Origin of the sequence: Mesorhizobium carmichaelinearum, from assembly GCF_900199455.1 — a bacterium.
GTDB lineage: Bacteria > Pseudomonadota > Alphaproteobacteria > Rhizobiales > Rhizobiaceae > Mesorhizobium > Mesorhizobium carmichaelinearum.
Window position 1 is genome coordinate 214,968 of sequence record NZ_FZQR01000002.1, and the last position, 16,673, is coordinate 231,640.

At 63.0% G+C, this 16,673-nt stretch carries 19 protein-coding genes; 8 read left to right on the top strand and 11 right to left on the bottom strand.

The genetic code is table 11. From position 1 onward, the window contains the following. From CKW40_RS04315 to aroC, 3 genes are all read right to left on the bottom strand, one after another. Nucleotides 1-543: a GNAT family N-acetyltransferase gene (locus CKW40_RS04315; protein WP_095198696.1), complete on the bottom strand. Its 543-nt coding sequence runs from the start codon at nucleotides 541-543 to the stop codon at nucleotides 1-3. A gap of 35 nt (nucleotides 544-578) precedes the next feature. Continuing rightward, complete coding sequence (ribB, locus tag CKW40_RS04320; RefSeq protein WP_019856966.1) at nucleotides 579-1,679, bottom strand: 3,4-dihydroxy-2-butanone-4-phosphate synthase; 1,101 nt, start codon at nucleotides 1,677-1,679, stop codon at nucleotides 579-581. 87 nt (nucleotides 1,680-1,766) lie between these two features. Continuing rightward, nucleotides 1,767-2,882 carry a chorismate synthase gene (aroC, locus tag CKW40_RS04325; protein WP_095198697.1) on the bottom strand — a complete coding sequence of 372 codons (1,116 nt, stop codon included), beginning with the start codon at nucleotides 2,880-2,882 and terminating at the stop codon, nucleotides 1,767-1,769. A 184-nt stretch (nucleotides 2,883-3,066) separates the two neighbouring features. Between aroC and CKW40_RS04330 the strand changes: the two genes are divergently transcribed. Both CKW40_RS04330 and CKW40_RS04335 read left to right on the top strand, forming a co-directional pair. After that, nucleotides 3,067-3,327, top strand: coding sequence for a DUF1344 domain-containing protein (locus tag CKW40_RS04330; protein WP_095198698.1), 261 nt, complete (start codon nucleotides 3,067-3,069; stop codon nucleotides 3,325-3,327). Between the two features lie 82 nt (nucleotides 3,328-3,409). Further along, a protein-coding gene (locus CKW40_RS04335) for an IS630 family transposase (protein ID WP_179297830.1) occupies nucleotides 3,410-4,355 on the top strand; the annotation gives its coding sequence in 2 pieces (ribosomal slippage) (nucleotides 3,410-3,748 and nucleotides 3,750-4,355; 945 coding nt in all). Nucleotides 4,356-4,492: 137 nt separating this feature from the next. On the opposite strand, the gene CKW40_RS04340 is transcribed toward CKW40_RS04335, so the two are convergent. From CKW40_RS04340 to CKW40_RS04355, 4 genes are all read right to left on the bottom strand, one after another. Beyond that, nucleotides 4,493-5,080 carry a histidine phosphatase family protein gene (locus CKW40_RS04340; RefSeq protein WP_095198700.1) on the bottom strand — a complete coding sequence of 196 codons (588 nt, stop codon included), beginning with the start codon at nucleotides 5,078-5,080 and terminating at the stop codon, nucleotides 4,493-4,495. A gap of 52 nt (nucleotides 5,081-5,132) precedes the next feature. Continuing rightward, nucleotides 5,133-5,954: an enoyl-ACP reductase FabI gene (fabI, locus tag CKW40_RS04345; RefSeq protein ID WP_095198701.1), complete on the bottom strand. Its 822-nt coding sequence runs from the start codon at nucleotides 5,952-5,954 to the stop codon at nucleotides 5,133-5,135. Nucleotides 5,955-6,059: 105 nt separating this feature from the next. Next, nucleotides 6,060-6,986, bottom strand: a complete 927-nt coding sequence (locus tag CKW40_RS04350; protein ID WP_095198702.1) for a DnaJ C-terminal domain-containing protein — start codon at nucleotides 6,984-6,986, stop codon at nucleotides 6,060-6,062. 111 nt (nucleotides 6,987-7,097) lie between these two features. After that, nucleotides 7,098-7,559 (bottom strand): RT0821/Lpp0805 family surface protein, encoded by a 462-nt coding sequence (locus CKW40_RS04355; protein ID WP_095198703.1) that lies wholly within the window; start codon nucleotides 7,557-7,559, stop codon nucleotides 7,098-7,100. 40 nt (nucleotides 7,560-7,599) lie between these two features. Between CKW40_RS04355 and pdxH the strand changes: the two genes are divergently transcribed. Further along, the gene (gene pdxH, locus CKW40_RS04360; RefSeq protein ID WP_095198704.1) at nucleotides 7,600-8,217 is read left to right on the top strand and encodes a pyridoxamine 5'-phosphate oxidase; all 618 of its coding nucleotides are present in this window, start codon (nucleotides 7,600-7,602) and stop codon (nucleotides 8,215-8,217) included. Between the two features lie 69 nt (nucleotides 8,218-8,286). Here pdxH and CKW40_RS04365 read toward each other — a convergent pair whose 3' ends face one another. Both CKW40_RS04365 and CKW40_RS04370 read right to left on the bottom strand, forming a co-directional pair. Then, nucleotides 8,287-9,036 carry a crotonase/enoyl-CoA hydratase family protein gene (locus tag CKW40_RS04365; RefSeq protein ID WP_095198705.1) on the bottom strand — a complete coding sequence of 250 codons (750 nt, stop codon included), beginning with the start codon at nucleotides 9,034-9,036 and terminating at the stop codon, nucleotides 8,287-8,289. 31 nt (nucleotides 9,037-9,067) lie between these two features. Next, nucleotides 9,068-10,837, bottom strand: coding sequence for an acyl-CoA dehydrogenase family protein (locus CKW40_RS04370; protein ID WP_095198706.1), 1,770 nt, complete (start codon nucleotides 10,835-10,837; stop codon nucleotides 9,068-9,070). 214 nt (nucleotides 10,838-11,051) lie between these two features. Here CKW40_RS04370 and CKW40_RS04375 point away from each other — a divergent pair, with 214 nt between their 5' ends. From CKW40_RS04375 to CKW40_RS04390, 4 genes are all read left to right on the top strand, one after another. Further along, a complete protein-coding gene (locus CKW40_RS04375; protein ID WP_064983566.1) occupies nucleotides 11,052-11,288 on the top strand; it encodes a hypothetical protein in 237 nt (78 codons plus the stop codon). 58 nt (nucleotides 11,289-11,346) lie between these two features. Next, complete coding sequence (locus CKW40_RS04380) at nucleotides 11,347-11,634, top strand: type II toxin-antitoxin system TacA family antitoxin (RefSeq protein ID WP_095198707.1); 288 nt, start codon at nucleotides 11,347-11,349, stop codon at nucleotides 11,632-11,634. Next, on the top strand, nucleotides 11,631-12,134 hold the full coding sequence (locus CKW40_RS04385) for a GNAT family N-acetyltransferase (protein ID WP_095198708.1): 504 nt from the start codon (nucleotides 11,631-11,633) through the stop codon (nucleotides 12,132-12,134). The genes CKW40_RS04380 and CKW40_RS04385 overlap by 4 nt, the downstream gene beginning before the upstream one ends. Before the next feature lie 122 nt (nucleotides 12,135-12,256). Next, nucleotides 12,257-13,369 (top strand): glycoside hydrolase family 25 protein, encoded by a 1,113-nt coding sequence (locus CKW40_RS04390; protein ID WP_095199133.1) that lies wholly within the window; start codon nucleotides 12,257-12,259, stop codon nucleotides 13,367-13,369. A 17-nt stretch (nucleotides 13,370-13,386) separates the two neighbouring features. Here the strand turns inward: CKW40_RS04390 and purD are convergent, their stop codons facing one another. Then, on the bottom strand, nucleotides 13,387-14,664 hold the full coding sequence (purD, locus tag CKW40_RS04395; protein WP_095198709.1) for a phosphoribosylamine--glycine ligase: 1,278 nt from the start codon (nucleotides 14,662-14,664) through the stop codon (nucleotides 13,387-13,389). A gap of 155 nt (nucleotides 14,665-14,819) precedes the next feature. Next, on the bottom strand, nucleotides 14,820-15,641 hold the full coding sequence (locus CKW40_RS04400; protein WP_095198710.1) for a phytanoyl-CoA dioxygenase family protein: 822 nt from the start codon (nucleotides 15,639-15,641) through the stop codon (nucleotides 14,820-14,822). A gap of 90 nt (nucleotides 15,642-15,731) precedes the next feature. Between CKW40_RS04400 and CKW40_RS04405 the strand changes: the two genes are divergently transcribed. Then, a complete protein-coding gene (locus CKW40_RS04405; protein WP_095198711.1) occupies nucleotides 15,732-16,643 on the top strand; it encodes a LysR family transcriptional regulator in 912 nt (303 codons plus the stop codon). Nucleotides 16,644-16,673: the final 30 nt, after the last annotated feature.

A 16,673-nucleotide genomic window follows, 5' to 3' on the forward strand; every position in this document is an offset into this window, starting at 1 on the left:
CTACGCGGCAGGATCGGAAATACGCACCCAGTGCGGCCGTGCCAGCGCAAAGAGCATTGTTGGGGCGCCGTGCAACATCACCTCCCGCTCGAAGGCAAAGCCGCATTTTTCCAGCACGCGCCGCGATGCCGGGTTGGCGGCGCGGGCGAGGCCAATGACCCGGTCGGCTTGCAGAGGACCGAACGCGGCACTCAGCGCCTGCGTGACCAGTTCCGTGGCATAGCCATGTCCCCAGCTCTGGGGATGAAGATGGTAGGACAGGTTCAGGCCGTCGAAATCCGCCGATACAGTGACGCCGCCGAAGCCGACCGGCTTTCCATCGGCCTCGACCGCCCAGCGGCCGAAGCCATATCTGTCCCAATGGCCGATGTCGCGGGCCAGTCGCGCGGCGCTCTGCTGAGGCGTGTCCGCAACGGGATCGGGGCGATGAGCGACAAGTTCATGGCGCGAGAAGAGATCGACCAGGAAATCCAGATCGGCCTGCGCCGGCCGGCGCAGCAAAAGCCGTCCCCTTTGCTGGCTCAAAGGCAATGACGCGTTCATATCGTCATTTCGCGGCAAAGGGGGCGGTTAGCCCTTCACAGGATCTCGGTCTTGGCGATGTGGATGCCAAAGCCTTCGAGGCCGACATAGTGGCGCTCGCGGGAGGCGATCAGGTTGATCGAAGAAATGCCGAGGTCCTTCAGGATCTGCGCGCCGAGGCCGATTTCGCGCCATTCATTCTCGCGACGGCGGGCCTCTTCGTGATCCTCGCGGTCACCGCTCAGCGGCCGCTTGCGCTCCTGATGCGCGACACCCACCGAACCTTCTCTGAGATAGACGATGACGCCGCGCTTGCGCTCGCCCATCGCCTTCATGATGCCGTCCAGACGATGGCTGGTGCCGAAGACGTCGGTCACCACATCCTCGGAATGCAGCCGCACCGGCACGTCCTCGCCGTCGCGGATATCGCCGAAGACGACGGCGACGTGATGCATCGTGTCCCAGGGCAGCGTGTAGGTGAAGACCTGCGCCTTGCCGCCAAGCGTGTCGATATCGGAGCAGGCGACGCGTTCGACCAGCGTTTCCTTGCGCTGACGGTAGGCGATGAGGTCGGCGACCGAAACCTGCTTGAGACCATGCTCCTCGGCGAAAGCCTGCACTTGCGGGCCTCGCTTGACGGTGCCGTCATCATTGACCAGCTCGGAAATGACGCCGATCGGCGGCAGGCCGGCGAGCTTGCAAAGGTCGACCGCCGCTTCCGTATGGCCCGAACGCATCAGCACGCCGCCTTCGCGCGCGATCAGCGGGAAGATATGGCCGGGGCGGACGAAATCGGAGGCGCCGACATTGCCGTTGGCGAGGTTGCGCACGGTCAGCGTGCGGTCGTCGGCCGAAATGCCTGTCGTCGTGCCGTGCTTGAAATCGACGCTGACGGTGAAAGCGGTGGTGTGGGCGGAATCATTGTCGGCGACCATTGGCTGCAGGTTGAGCCGCTTGGCTTCCTCGCGCGGCATCGGCGTGCAGACGATGCCCGAGGTGTTTCGCACGATGAAGGCCATCTTCTCCGGTGTGCAATGAACAGCGGCGACGATCAGGTCACCCTCGTTCTCGCGCCCGTCATCATCCATGACGACAACGATCTCGCCACGTTCGAAAGCACGGATGGCTTCGACAATCTTCTTCTGGTCGTAAGGCATGGGCGGCTCGCTTTGCTCGCGGGGAATAGGGAGTAGGCAGTAAGGCAGTAGGTAAAGGAGAAAGGCTGTATCGGGCCGGCCTACTGCCTATTCCCTACTGCCTATTCCCTTCCCCGTCTGTCCCCTATGCCGCAGATAGTGATCCGCGATCGCGCAGGCAACCATCGCCTCGCCGATCGGCACGGCGCGGATGCCGACGCACGGGTCGTGCCGGCCCTTGGTCATCACCTCGACATCGTGGCCGTCCTTGTCGATCGACTTTCGCGGCGTCAGGATCGACGAGGTCGGCTTGACGGCGAAGCGCGCAATGATCGCCTGGCCGGTCGAGATGCCGCCGAGGATACCACCGGCATTGTTGGACAGGAACACCGGTTTGCCGTCATTGCCGATGCGCATCTCGTCGGCATTCTGTTCACCGGTGATGCGCGCGGCCTCGAAACCGTTGCCGATCTCGACGCCCTTGACGGCGTTGATCGACATCAGGCCCGACGCGATGTCCTGGTCGAGCTTGGCGTAGATCGGCGCGCCGAGCCCCGGCGGAACGCCGTCGGCGACGATCTCGATCACCGCGCCGACCGAGGAACCGGCCTTGCGGATGCCGTCGAGATACTGCGTGAAGACCGGAACCGAAGCTGGATCGGGGGTGAAGAACGGGTTTTCCGCGTCGCCTATGAAATTCCAGTTCCAGTTGGCGCGGTTGATCGACTTTTCGCCCATCGACACCAGCGCGCCGCGCACCACCATGCCCGGCACCACCTTGCGGGCAAGCGCGCCCGCGGCGACCCTGGCCGCGGTCTCGCGGGCCGAGGAGCGGCCGCCGCCACGATGGTCGCGTATGCCGTATTTGACGTCATAGGTGTAGTCGGCATGGCCCGGCCGGTACTGGCGGGCGATCTCGCCATAGTCCTTCGAACGCTGGTCGACATTCTCGATCAGCATCGAGACCGGCGTGCCGGTGGTGATCATCGTCTCACCGTCCTCGTCAAGCACGAAGCCCGACAGCACCTTCACTTCGTCCGGCTCGCGGCGCTGGGTTACGAAACGCGACTGGCCCGGCCGGCGCTTGTCGAGTTCGGCCTGGATTTCGTCGCGCGTGAAGCGGATGCCGGGCGGGCAACCGTCGACGACGCAGCCTAGCGCTACGCCATGGCTTTCACCCCAGGTGGTGACGCGGAAAAGGTGGCCGAACGTGTTGTGAGACATGGAAAATTGCCCTGCCCGGCAGCGGAGCCGGTTGAAGCCTGCCTTCTATTGGCGTTTTTTGCGGTGGTCAAACTGTCATCCCCGCCGTTTAAGTTTTGACACATTCGGCTGGTTTCTGCTTTCTTCCATCCGCCGTTGAGGATCCGCCGCCACAGTGCCGGCGCAATGACCAAAGAGGACGATTATGCGTACCCTGATTGGCGCTGTTGCCGCCACGCTGCTCTTTTCCACCGCTGCTTTCGCCGGCCAGACCGAGGGCCTGATCAAGAAGATCGACAAGGACGCGCTGACCCTGACGCTGGACGACGGCAAATCCTACAAGCTGAACGCCGAAACCGATCTCGACGCGCTCAAGCCAGGCATGGACATCGTTATCGCCTTTGATGTGACCAATGGCGAGAACGTAATCACTGACATGCAGTTGCCGGACGGCGACACGAACTAGAGCGGTTCGCGTTTGTCTGAATCGGGATTCCCAAGATTGAGCAAATCAGATTCGATGTTCTGACCGTTGGAGGTCGGGACAGATGGCCAAGCCTTATTCGATGGATTTGCGAGAAAGGGCACTGGCTCGCCTTGAAGAAGGCGAGACGAGCCGAGAGGTGGCTGCGGCGCTGAAGGTGGCAGTGTCGAGCGTGATCAAGTGGGCGGCGCGCAAGCGTCGGTTGGGCAGTGCGGCACCCGGCAAGATGGGCGGTCACCGACCCTATCTGATTGACGGGGAGCATCGTGCTTTCGTCCTGAGCGAGGTCGAGCGGGATGCCAACATAACGCTTCATGAATTGACGGCCGCACTGTCTGAACGGGGTCTCATCATCCACCCTGCCAGCGTCGGCCGCTTCCTGCATCGCGAGGGCAAGAGCTTCAAAAAAAACCGTTCTGCCGGCTGAGCAGCTCAAGCCGAAGCTGATGCGTCGGCGGGCGCAATGGATGCGCTATCAGACCCGCATTGACCCAACGCGCCTGGTCTTCCTGGATGAAACGTGGGTCAAGACCAACATGGCGCCGTTGCGCGGCTGGGGTGTGCGCGGCAAGCGGCTGATGGCTCACGCGCCATATGGTCATTGGAAGACGATGACCTTCATCGCCGCGCTGCGGCATGATCGGGTAGAGGCGCCTTGGGTCATTGACGGACCCATCAATGCGCAGACCTTCCGTGTCTATGTCGAAACCGAACTCATTAAGACACTGAAGCCGGGCGACATTGTCATTCTCGACAATCTCGGGTCTCACAAGGGCCAAGCCGTCCGCGACATCGTCAGGGCCGCCGGAGCGCGGCTCTTCTTCCTGCCGCCCTACAGTCCAGATCTCAATCCAATCGAGAAGCTCTTCGCTAAGCTCAAGCACTGCATGCGACGTGCCGCCAAACGAAGCATCCAGGCCGTACACAACGCTATCGCCCGCACCCTCGACATCGTCACCTCAAATGAATGCAACAACTACATCGAAAGCGCGGGCTATAAGTCAACCTAAATGCGAACCGCTCTAAAGCTTCCGACCCAAATTGGATACGTGCCGTCGGTTCGACATTCCGCCGAGCCGGCCCAGCCGTCTGTTATGCAATTGCGGCCGCAAACTGCCGTGACATTTCCCGGGCCATTGCAGGCGGCCTAAAGCCACTCCAGGCTCTTGCCTTCAAGTTTGAGCACGCGATCCTGCGGTATCTCCAGGTTCGCGGCCTCGTCCTCGGCCATATCAAGCACGAAGCGAAACAGGGTGCGCATGACGCCGCCATGTGTCACACAGACCGTCCTGCGGTCGATCCCGTCGAAATAGGGTTTCACCCGTTCGAGCAGCATCTGGTAGCTCTCCGCACCGTCGCCGGGCGGCTGGAAGTTCCATTTGTCTTGCGCGCGTGACCGCTTTGCTCCAGGAGACTGCGTCTCCAACTCGGCAAAGGTAAAGCTCTGCCAGTCACCGAAATTGACTTCAATCAGTCTGGGATCGGTTCGATAGGCGAGCGGATCGAGCTTCATCGCGGCACGGATGCGTTCCATCGTTTCGCGCGTGCGCCGCATCGGGCTGGCGACGAAATCGAAATCCCTGACATCACCGACAAGCTCGGCCAGCCGAAGCCCGTTTCCGGTCGCCTGCTCGCGGCCAAGACCATTGAGGTCGGTATCGGCCTGACCCTGAAGCCGGGCCTCGGCGTTCCACGCGGTCTGGCCGTGGCGCACGATATAAACCAGCGGGTACATCAGGTCTTCCGGAGGTCGGGCCTGGGCCTGGACGGAGGATAGGCGGAGGGAATTAATCCTTGACCGTCGAAATGTCGGGCGCGTCGACCGCCTTCATGCCGACCACGTGATAGCCGGAATCGACATGATGCACTTCGCCGGTGACGCCACGCGACAGGTCGGACAGGAAATAGACGCCGGAATCGCCGACCTCTTCCTGCGTGACCGTCTGTTTCAGCGGCGAATTGTATTCGTTCCACTTCAGGATGTAGCGGAAATCGCCGATGCCGGAGGCGGCCAGCGTCTTGATCGGGCCGGCGGAGATCGCGTTGACGCGGATCTTCTTGGCGCCGAGATCGACAGCGAGGTAACGCACGCTGGCCTCGAGCGCGGCCTTGGCGACGCCCATGACGTTGTAGTGCGGCATCACCTTCTCGGCGCCGTAGTAGGTCAGCGTCAGCAGCGAACCGCCATCGGTCATCAGCGCCTCGGCGCGCTTGGCAATGGTGGTGAAGGAATAGACCGAAATGTCCATGGTGCGCAGGAAATTGTCGCGCGTCGTCTCGACATAGCGGCCGGTCAGCTCGTCCTTGTCGGAGAAGGCGATGGCATGGACGAGGAAGTCGAGCTTGCCGCCCCAATGCTTGGCGACATTGGCGAAAACCTCGTCGAGGCTCGCCGGGTCTGTGACATCGCAATGGCCGGCGACATAAGCGCCCAGTTCCGCCGCCAGCGGCTCGACACGCTTCTTGAACGCCTCGCCCTGGTAGGTCAGCGCAATCTCGGCGCCATGATCGACGCATGCCTTGGCGATGCCGTAGGCAATCGATCTGTTGTTCGCGACGCCAAGAATCAGGCCGCGCTTGCCGGCCATCAGGCCCTGTCCACCCGCCATGTGAGCGCTCTCCGCAAGGTTTCTGCTTTGTGGAGTGCCTATCGCACAGGCACAGAGCCCCTTCAAGCGCTCAAACCGGACAGTTCGGGGGACAAAAGCGCTGGATCAGCCTTTTTGGCCACGCAGCAACGCTTCGAGCGCGCTGTCGCCGCCTTCCGGCAGCATGATGCGGACATGGGCATAGAGGTCGCCATGGCCGCCGGCCTTTTCCGGCAAGCCCCTGCCCTTGAGCCGCAGCACCTTGTCCGAACTCGACCAGGCGGGAACATTGACCGCGAGCCTGCCGGTCGGTGTCTCGACCGGCACCTTGGCGCCGAGCACCGCATCCGCCAGCGACACCGGCAGATCGGCATGCAGGTCGCGGCCCTCGATGCGGTAGCGCGGGTGCCGGCGTATATGGATCTTGACCAGCGCGTCACCAGGCTGGCCCGGCCCCTGCTCGCCCTGCCCCTTCAACCGGATGGTCTGGCCATCCTCGACAAAGGCCGGCAGTTTGACCGCCACCTTGCGGCCATCGGGAAACATCGCCGTCACCTTTTCGGCGGTCGCCGCTTCCTCGATGGTGACGTCGAGCGTGACATTCAGATCGGCTGCGGTCGCCGGCTGGCGGCGGTCGCCCGCACCGGCACCGCGCGCGCCCGAAAAGGCGTCGCCGAAAATCTGACTGAAAATATCGCTGTTGCCGTCGAACGGATCACCGCCCGGGCGCCCCGAACGGAATTCGAATCGCGAACCGCCGGCGCCTTGCTGGCGGCGAAACCCGCCGAAGGGGTCGCCACCGGCAGCGCCTTCAAAACCCTGGAAGCGCGGCTTGCCGTCGGCGTCGATCTCGCCGCGATCGAAAGCGGCACGGTTCTTCTCGTCGCCGACGATCTCATAGGCCTGGTTGGCCGCGGCAAAACGGTCCTTCGCCTTGGGATCATTCGGATTCTGGTCCGGATGATGTTTCTTGGCGAGTTTCCGGTATGCCGATTTTATGTCCTTGGCCGATGCGTTCTTTGCAACGCCCAGGACCTCATACGGGTCGCGCATGCTTCCTGCCCTGGAAATGAGTTGAGTCCATACTTGCCTCCTATATGCGCTCGCATAGGAAGAAATTCCAGTAGCGGAGCGTCATATCAAAGGCGGAAAATCAGATCAGGCTCAGAGCGCCTTGAAGCCCTGCATGCGCCAGCCGCCGGCGCTGGCCAGGCAGAGTTCACCCTCGAACATGGCGACGCCGTCAAAGCTTTCGCGTGAAGCCTTGAAGCGGCGGCATGTCTGGCCCCTGTCCTTCAATTCCGCCAGTTCGGTGATGGAGCCGCGTGAGCCGGTGCCGGCATTGGCCCAAGGCACCGCCTGGCCGCCGAGTTGCTCGATGTCGGCGGAGGACACCGCATTGCCGATCGTCGTCTGGTCGGAGTCGCGATCCGAATCGGTAGGTGCCGATGGGGTCTGCGTGCTGCTGGTCAGGATCGAGCGATCGACTTCGGCCTTTTCCAGGCTGAAGCCACCCGCGCCGCAGGCGGCAAGTGGCAAGGCGGCCGCCACGATCGCCGCTTTCGCGCTGGCCGAAGCGATAACGCCCCATTGCCTGCTGTCAAAAGCTTGCGCGATACGCGACAATCGGCAACCTCCCTGATCTCGTGACAATTTGAGAAAAACTATGAGTGACACAGAGTTAACAACCAGTGACTTTACCGAAGCGGCCGAGCCGTTTCGCCTCTTTGCCGCATGGCTTGACGACGCCACCAAGAGCGAAATCAACGACGCCAATGGCGTGGCACTGGCGACCGTCGATGCCGAAGGCATGCCGGATGTGCGGATGGTGCTGCTGAAGGGGTTCGATGAAGGCGGCTTTGTTTTCTACACGAATTTCGAAAGCGCGAAGGGCCAGGAGATTCTTGGCAGCATGAAGGCGGCGATGTGTTTCCACTGGAAATCGCTGCGCCGCCAGGTGCGCATCCGCGGTCCGGTGGAGATCGTCAGCGACGCCGAAGCCGACGCCTATTATGCGACACGGCCGCGCGGCAGCCGCATTGGCGCCTGGGCGTCGAAACAATCCCGGCCGCTGGAAAGCCGCTTCGCGCTGGAAAAGGCGGTCGCCGAATACACAGCGCGTTACGCCATCGGCGAGATCCCGCGGCCCAAACACTGGTCGGGTTTCCGCATCGTGCCGAAGACGATCGAGTTCTGGCACGACAGGCCGTTCCGGCTGCATGACCGGGTGGTCTTTTCCCGCAACGTCAAAGGCGGCTGGGACAAGACACGGCTTTATCCCTGACAAGTCGGCGCTTCACCCCACCCGGCCCTGCGGGCCGACCTCCCCATCGAGGGGAGGTGGGGGGCCAAGCTACTTCTTCCTGGTCATGAACGCGGTGAGCGCCGCGCGCGCCTCGTCCGATTTCAGCCGCTCGCGGAAATGCGCGCTTTCCTCGCCAATGCGGGCGAGGAGGTGGTCGCGCGAGCCACGCATGAGGTCGCGCGCGATCTTCAGCGCCTGCGGCGGCTTGGTGGCAATCTGGCCAGCGGCCGCCAGCACCGAGGCTTCCAGCGCGCCCTCCTCGACCACTTCGTAGATCAGCCCAGCGGCCTTGGCGCGTTCGGCGGAAAAGCCCTCGCCAAGACCAAGCAAGGCGAAAGCACCTTGCTGGCCCAGGATGCGCGGCGCCAGCAGGCTCGATCCCGCTTCGGGCACCAGGCCGAGGTCAACGAAAGGCGTCCTGAAGACGGTGCGCGGCGTGGCGAAGGTCAGGTCGCAATGCAGGTTGATCGTCGTGCCGATGCCGACCGCGATGCCGTCGACGCCGGACACGATGGGTTTTTCGACCCTCGCCAGCGCCATCAAGAAATCCCAGACTTCCGTGCCGCCATCGCCGCCGGTGGCGACAACCATGAAATCGGCAAGGTCGTTGCCGGAGGAGAAGGCGCCGGGCACGCCGAGGAAGACGTGGACGCGGATTGCCGGATCGGCGTCGCCTTCGGCCAGGGTTTGGGACATTTTCGCGTACATGGCGCGCGTCAGCGCGTTCTTCTTGTCCGGGCGGTTCATGCGGATGATCTGGATGGCGCCCTGGCGCTCGACGAGGATATGGTCTGTCACGGTCTTTTTCCCTGGTGAGCGCTGTAAGAATTCAGCCTGATATCAGCGACTTGCCGGCGGCAGCGAGGCTCTCCGCGCCGTCGATGACGCGTTCCTTCAAGGTGCGTGCCTCGCCAAGCAGGTTCTCGGCGAAGAAGCGGCAAAGGGCGATGCGGCCCTGGTCAGCCAGCGCGCCTCGCGCCAGATAGGCTCCGCCGGCGGCAAGCGAGATCAGCCGCAGATACGGCGTCGCACCCGCCAGCGCCTCTTCCATCCGGCCGTCGGCCGACAGTTTCTGCAGGAAACGCGTCGCTTGCGTCAAATCGGCAAGCGCTGCGTCGAGCGCATCGGCGGTGCGGCCAAAACCTTGCAGGTTGGAGGTGCGCACGGCGTTGGCGACGGCAGCCAATTCGCCGATGAAGCCATGCACATGTTTGCCGTCGCCGAGCGGCAGCTTGCGGGTGACCAGGTCGATCGCCTGGATGCCGTTGGTGCCCTCGTAGATCGGCGCGATGCGAGCGTCGCGGTAGAAGGCCGCAGCGCCAGTCTCCTCGATGAAGCCCATGCCGCCATGCACCTGGACCCCCAGAGAGGCGACGTCGACGCCGACATCGGTCGAAAATGCCTTGGCCAGCGGTGTCAAAAGATTGGCGCGGTCGCGCCAATGCGCTGCCTGATCACCCTCCGAGACCCGTGCCATGTCGATGGCGTGGGCGCAGGAATAGCTGATCGCCCGCGCCGTCTGCGTCAGCGCCTTCATGGTGAGCAGATTGCGCTGCACGTCGGGGTGATGGACGATCGGCGCCATGCCGGCGCCGGCGTAACTCGCCGCCTTGCCCTGGCGCCGCTCATTGGCGTAGGCGATTGCTTTCTGGGTGGCGGCTTCCGCGACCGCGACACCCTGCATGCCGACGCAAAGCCGCGCATTATTCATCATGGTGAACATGCAGGCGAGGCCCTTGTTCTCCTCGCCGATCAGCCAGCCGATGGCGCCGGGCCTGGTGCCCAGGAAACCGTCGCCATAGATCATGGTGCAGGTCGGCGAGGCATGGATGCCTAGCTTGTGCTCGAGGCCGGAACAGAAGACATCGTTGCGGGCGCCGAGCGAGCCATCGTCGTTGACGAAGAACTTCGGCACCAGGAACAGCGAAATGCCGCGTGTGCCGGCGGGAGCATCCGGCAGCCGCGCCAGCACCAGATGGATGATGTTGTCGGTGAAATCGTGCTCGCCATAGGTGATGAAGATCTTCTGGCCGAAAATGCGGTAAGTGCCGTCGCCGGCGGGCTCGGCGCGGCTGCGCAAGGCGGCGAGATCGGACCCGGCCTGCGGCTCGGTCAGGTTCATCGTGCCCATCCATTCGCCCGAGACGAGCTTGGCGAGATACTTGGCCTTGAGCGCTTCGGAGGCGTGCTTGTCGAGCGCTTCGACCGCGCCCATGGTCAGCGTCGGGCCGATGCCGAAGGCCATGGCGGCCGAGTTCCACATTTCGAGCGCGGCGACACCGAGCATGGTCGGCAGCGCCTGGCCGCCATACTCTTCCGGCCCGGACAGCGCGTTCCAGCCGCCATCGATCCAGCGGCGATAGAGGTCTTTCCAGCCAGGTGGCGTGGTGACGGCGGCGTCTTTCAACACGGTACCGTGCTCGTCACCGATCTTGTAGAGCGGCGCCACCTCCTCGGTGGCGAAACGGCCGGCCTCGCCAAGGACAGCATCGACCAGATCCTCGCCTAGATCGCCGAAGGTGCCGGCATCGAGAGCGGATTTCATGCCGGCAACGTGCTTCAGCGTGAATGCGATATCCTCGACCGGTGCCCGATACATGCCGCTCGATCCTCCTGATGCATCGGCCTCGCCGACCCTAGAGCCGGAGCTGCCGCAAAACCATCCGCCTTTGGGCGGTCTCCCATCTTCTTTTTACGTAAACGTCAAATTTTGTCACGCGGATTTTGCAATCGCGCCGGCCTGTATTAAATTCGAACGACGCCGCATCAAGTCGACCGGCGACAGACCAGAACCAGCCGACCGGAACCAGCCCATGCTCGCCAGACCCGACGCCTATCGCTGCATCGAATGCGGCTTGCCTTACCGAGCAACGGGGTTCTGGCATCATGGCGGCCAGCTGGAACACGGCGCCGCCTACTGGTCGGATCGCGGCATATTGTGCTCGCCGCAATGTTCGCTCGCCCACCACCGCAAGCGCGCCGCCGAAGGCACGCTGCAGCAAGAGCCCGCGCCGGATCCGTTTGAGTTTCAGCCGTTCAGCCGGCGGTGAGCGCGGCGCTTGATATGTACGGGCAAAGACCGTACATATTGCGCTAGAGGTGATAGCGATGCCAAACCAACAGACCCGTACCGCCCGTCTCGAAGCTCGGATCTCACCGGATATGCTGAGCGTGGTGAAACGTGCCGCCGAAATCCAGGGCCGCAGCGTCAGCGACTTCGTGGTCTCCGCAGCGCAGGAAGCTGCACAACGCACCATTGAGGAAACCGCTATCATCCGCCTTTCCATCGAGGATCAGCGCGCTCTGGTAGAGGCCATTCTCAATCCGCCCGAACCCAATGAAGCGCTGCGCAAAGCCGCCGACGCCTACAAGCGACTTGTCACCGAATCCCGGTGAGTCTCGACCTGATCATCGAGCCGCTGGGCGGGTCGCATGATCGTAAGGCATTCAGCTGTGGCGTGGTGGCACTCGACCATTATCTGCGCGAGCAGGCGAGCCAGGACGTCAAACGCCGAATCAGCAACTGCTTCGTCGCTGCAGACCGTAATGTCGATCTGATTGCCGGATATTACACTCTTGCAGCATCGAGTGTGCCCATCGCTTCTCTGCCGGACGACCTGACAAAACGCCTACCGCGCTATCCAGTTCTGCCCGCCATATTGATCGGGAGGTTGGCGGTCGATACCCGATATCAAGGACTACGAGTTGGATCGATACTTGTCGTGGATGCGCTTCGGCGCTGCGCCCAAGCTGCTCCCGCCTCCTTCGCACTGATCGTCGACGCTAAGGACGACAAGGCTGCCGCTTTTTATCGCAAGCATGGTTTCACGCCATTTCAAGGCCGCCCGTTGTCGATGTTCCTGTCAGTAGCAACGGCATTGAAGCTGTTCGGCTGACGCATTGCCTCGAAGCATTTCCTTAACCATACCGGTTCACCATCGGTGTTTGATCAACGGGGACCCCCTGTTTGAAAACGCCGGCGCATCTTCTTCGCCGCTCAGCGATCGCTCTCGCGGCGATGATGGCGCTGATATCGGCGGCCAAGGCCTCGGACTTTTCCGAGCCGTGGAAGAGTGCCGACCGCGCTTTGGTCGTCGACGCCTACGAATACAATTCCATCGACTGGGCGCAGCTTGCCACCGACAAGCGCATCGTCGCCTTCATCAACAAGGCTTCCGACGGCATGCCGCCGCCCTATTTCTGTTTCGGCAGCGACACCGACGTGAAGCTCTGCAAAGCGTTGTGGAAGCGCCATGCGGTGACGCGCGAACTGTTCCAGACGCGCCGGGTCGTGGCCAAGGCACTCGGCCTGAAATGGGGCGCCTATCATCTCGCTCGTCCCGGCAATCCGGTAGAGCAGGCCAACAATTTTCTCGACTTCGCCGACCCCGCGCCGGACGATCTCATGGTTCTCGACATCGAGGGCATCGATCCCTTGCAATGGATGTCGCTCGACGATGCCGAGGAGTTCGTGCGCCAGGTGCATCGGCGCGTCGGCCGCTTCCCGGTGCTCTACACCAACGGCAAGACCGCCCAGTATATCGCCGACAACCGCTACAAATACCGGCTCCTGTCGCGGCTACCGCTTTGGTACGCACGCTACAAGCCTGACATCGACGTGCATTTTCCGATGGGCAACTGGCGGAGCTACGCACTCTGGCAATTCTCGGCGCAGGCCAATTGCGGCCGTTTCCGTTGCCCCTACAGGGTTGCCGGCACGCCTAACGATATCGACGTCAACGTCGCGCCGACGGATGCCGCCACACTGCGCCAGCAATGGCCCTTTGGCGGGCTGATCGATGTGCCATCCGACTATCTTGCCAGCGTGCCGGTGCCGCTGTCACGCGAGGCAGCGCTCGCCGGCAAGACCACCCTCATCTATGCCGATGTGGCAACGCCGCCGACCTTCGAGGAAATGGTCGCGGTGCTCGGCTCGCGCTGGTCCAAATTCCGCGACGGGTTCCGTATGCCTGTGGTGAAGACGGTGCCGCGCAGGCCGGGCTTCGGCATCGTGCAATATGTCGCCTGGAAGCGGACCGGGCAACGCTCGCCCGAGCAGTTGGACGCCGCCTTCGCCGCTGCCGACCCCGTCAGCACCGGCTCGACCGAAATCGATCGCGGTCAGCCGTAAGCCGCCGTTCCAAAATCTCAGCTCGCCCGCTCGCGCGCCACAGCCTGCCAGCCGATGTCGCGGCGGCAGAATCCGTCCGGCCAATCGATCCGGTCGAGCGCGGCATAAGCCCGCTTCTGCGCCTCGCCGACCGTGGCGCCGGTCGCGGTGACATTGAGGACACGGCCGCCATTGGCGACCAGCGCGCCGCCATTGATGGCGGTGCCGGCGTGGAAGATCTGGACGCCTTCGCCCGCCGCGTCCTCGACGCCGCGGATGACCGAACCCTTTTCCGGCGTGCCGGGATAGCCCCGCGCCGCCATCACCACGGTGAGCGCCGCCTCGTCGCGCCAGCGTATGGACGTGTGCGCCAGCTGACCGTCCACTGCTGCATTGAGCAGCACCAGCAGATCGTCCTTCAGCCGCATCATCAGCACCTGGCACTCGGGATCGCCGAAGCGGGTGTTGTATTCGATCAGCTTCGGCCCCTTGTCCGTGATCATCAGCCCGGCGAAGAGAATGCCGGCGAAGGGCGCGCCAAGTTCGGCCATGCCGCGCATGGTCGGCTCGATGATTTCGCGCATGGTGCGCTCGATCATTTCCGGCGTCATCACCGGCGCGGGCGAATAGGCGCCCATGCCGCCGGTGTTGGGGCCGGTGTCACCGTCGCCGACACGCTTGTGGTCCTGCGCCGTGCCGAAGGGAAGTGCTGTCGTGCCGTCGCAGAGGCAGAAGAAACTCGCCTCCTCGCCGGTCATGAATTCCTCGACCACCACTTCCGCGCCGGCGGCACCAAAGGACCCTTCAAAACAGGCGTCGAGGGCCGCCTGCGCCTCGTCCAGCGTCATGGCGACGGTGACGCCCTTGCCGGCGGCGAGCCCATCGGCCTTGATGACAATCGGCGCTCCCGTCCTTTCGACATAGGCCTTGGCGGAGGCCAGGTCACCGAAACGGCCATAGGCGGCGGTCGGGATGTCGTATCGGGCACAGAGGTCCTTGGTGAAACCCTTAGAACCTTCCAGCCGCGCGGCGGCCTTCGAAGGGCCGAAGACTCGGATGTCTTCGGCACGCAGATCATCCGCGATGCCGGCGACCAGTGGCCCTTCCGGACCGACGACCACGAGGTCGATCTTTTTCTCCCGGCAGAAGGTGGCAACGGCAGCGTGATCGATGATGTCGAGCTTCACCAGTTCTGCCTCGGCGGCAATGCCAGGATTGCCTGGGGCCGCGTAGAGCTTGGTCAGCAGCGGTGAGGCGGCAAGCTTCCAGGCAAGCGCATGTTCGCGGCCGCCGGAGCCCAGAAGAAGAACGTTCATGGCCACCTCTTGATGCAAACCCTGGAGAGCACCCGCTATTGCTCTCCGGGCGACGGGTCAAGGCATCAGGGTGTTTTGATCGAAATTGCGCACGGGAACGTTATCCCAGCCGAAAATCGGCGACGGTCATCGCCGCCGATTTTCTGGCAATTCGATTAGGCGGGGAAAACGACCGGGAACCAGTCCTCGCGCAATTTCTGGCCCGGCCGCATGCCATGGCCATGATAGGGTGGCGAGGTGCGGCCCGGCCGCTCGACATAATGGGCATCGTCGCCGACCCAGCGCAGCGACAGCGCCCGGCGCCGTGCCGCGGTCAGATTGCCGCGCGCACCATGCGCGGTCCTGAAGTCGAACAGGATGGCGTCGCCCGGCTCCATCTCCCATTCGAGCACCTTCAACGACGGATCGTTGTCGGGATCCGGCACCGGCAGATAGTCGCCCTCGCCAGCATAGAAATTGCCGTCGTCGAGCCAGCGCACCGGCAGGATCATCTTGTCCCATTTGTGCGAGCCGGCGATCAGCCGCAGTGTCGCCTCCTTCACCGGGTCGATGGGGATCCAGAAGCTGACTGTCTGCTGGCCATCGACGAAGTAATAGGGAATGTCCTGATGCCAGGGCGTCGGCTTCTGCGTGCCCGGCTCCTTGACCAGAACATGATCGTGAAAGAACTGCGCGGTGCGCGATTGCATCACCGCCGCCGCGAGTTCGGCGGCCGGCGACTTCCGCACCACCTCGACGAATTCAGGAATGCGCTCCCAGTTGCAGTAATCGTCGAAGAAACTGCCCTTGCCATTGGCGATGTCGGACGCCGTGGCGCTGCGGTTTTCAATGTTGCGCTCGATGCCGGCGGCGATCGTGTCGACCCAGCCCCTGAAAGCGCCGCGGATGCAAACGGCGCCATCGCGCTGGTAGTCGGCGATTGTATCCGCGTCGATGATGTCGGTTTTGATTGCACGGGTAGCAGTCTGGGAAGCCATAGTGTCCTCCTTTCAGGATCGGGACGACTATCGCAATCCGCATTCATTCAGTAAAATAATAACTTATCATCTGACACATAGAACAAAACTATGAGCCTGAGCCTCACGCAATTGCGTTATCTTGTTGCGGTCGCCCGCCACGGCAGCGTCACTGGCGCGGCCAGGGCGCTGAACATTTCGCAGCCCTCGATTTCGGTGGCGATCGACGCAATCGAAAAGGATTTCGGCCAGAAACTGTTCGTGCGCCAGCGTGGAAGCGGCGTTTCGCTGACCTCCTTCGGCCGCGTCGTCGTGGCCAAGGCTAAACAGGTTCTTGCCGAGACGGATGAACTGATGAGCCTGGGGGCGGGCAATTCAGCCGTCGGCGGCGAGCTGGTGCTTGGATGTTTCGAGGATCTGGCGCCCTATTTCGCGCCGGGTCTGATCCGGGCCTTCTCCGAGCGCCATCCAGACGTCGCTGTCATCGTTCGCGACGAGACGTTCGAGACGCTCAGGCGGCGTCTGGCGGACGCCGCCATCGATCTTGGCCTTAGCTACGATCTCGGCCTGCCGTCGCATTTCGCCCGCATCCTGCTGCACGAGCTGCGGCCACATGCGCTGTTGCCGGCTGGCCATGCGCTGGCGGACCGTCCCGAGGTCAGTCTGGCCGATCTGGCCGCCTATCCGCTGATCACGACGGACCAGCCGCAGAGCTGGCAGCACATGCTCGACCTGTTCCGCAGCCGCGGTCTCTCACCGGTGGCCGACAGGGCGACAAGTTCATTCGAACTCCAGCGCAGCATGGTGGCGAACGGGTTTGGCGTCGCCGTCAGTTACACCCGGCCACATGGCGACCGCAGTTATGACGGGCTGCAGCTGATCTGCAAGCCGCTGTCGGATCCGCTGCCGATGCAGCGCATCATCCTCACCTATGACACGCATCAGCGCGTGTCGAACGCAGCGCTCGCATTCGTCGAGACGGCGAAAGACTGGTTTTCCACGCGCGACATCTTCACCTCTTGAGGGGTCGGCAGCAGCCCCGCATCCGCTTGC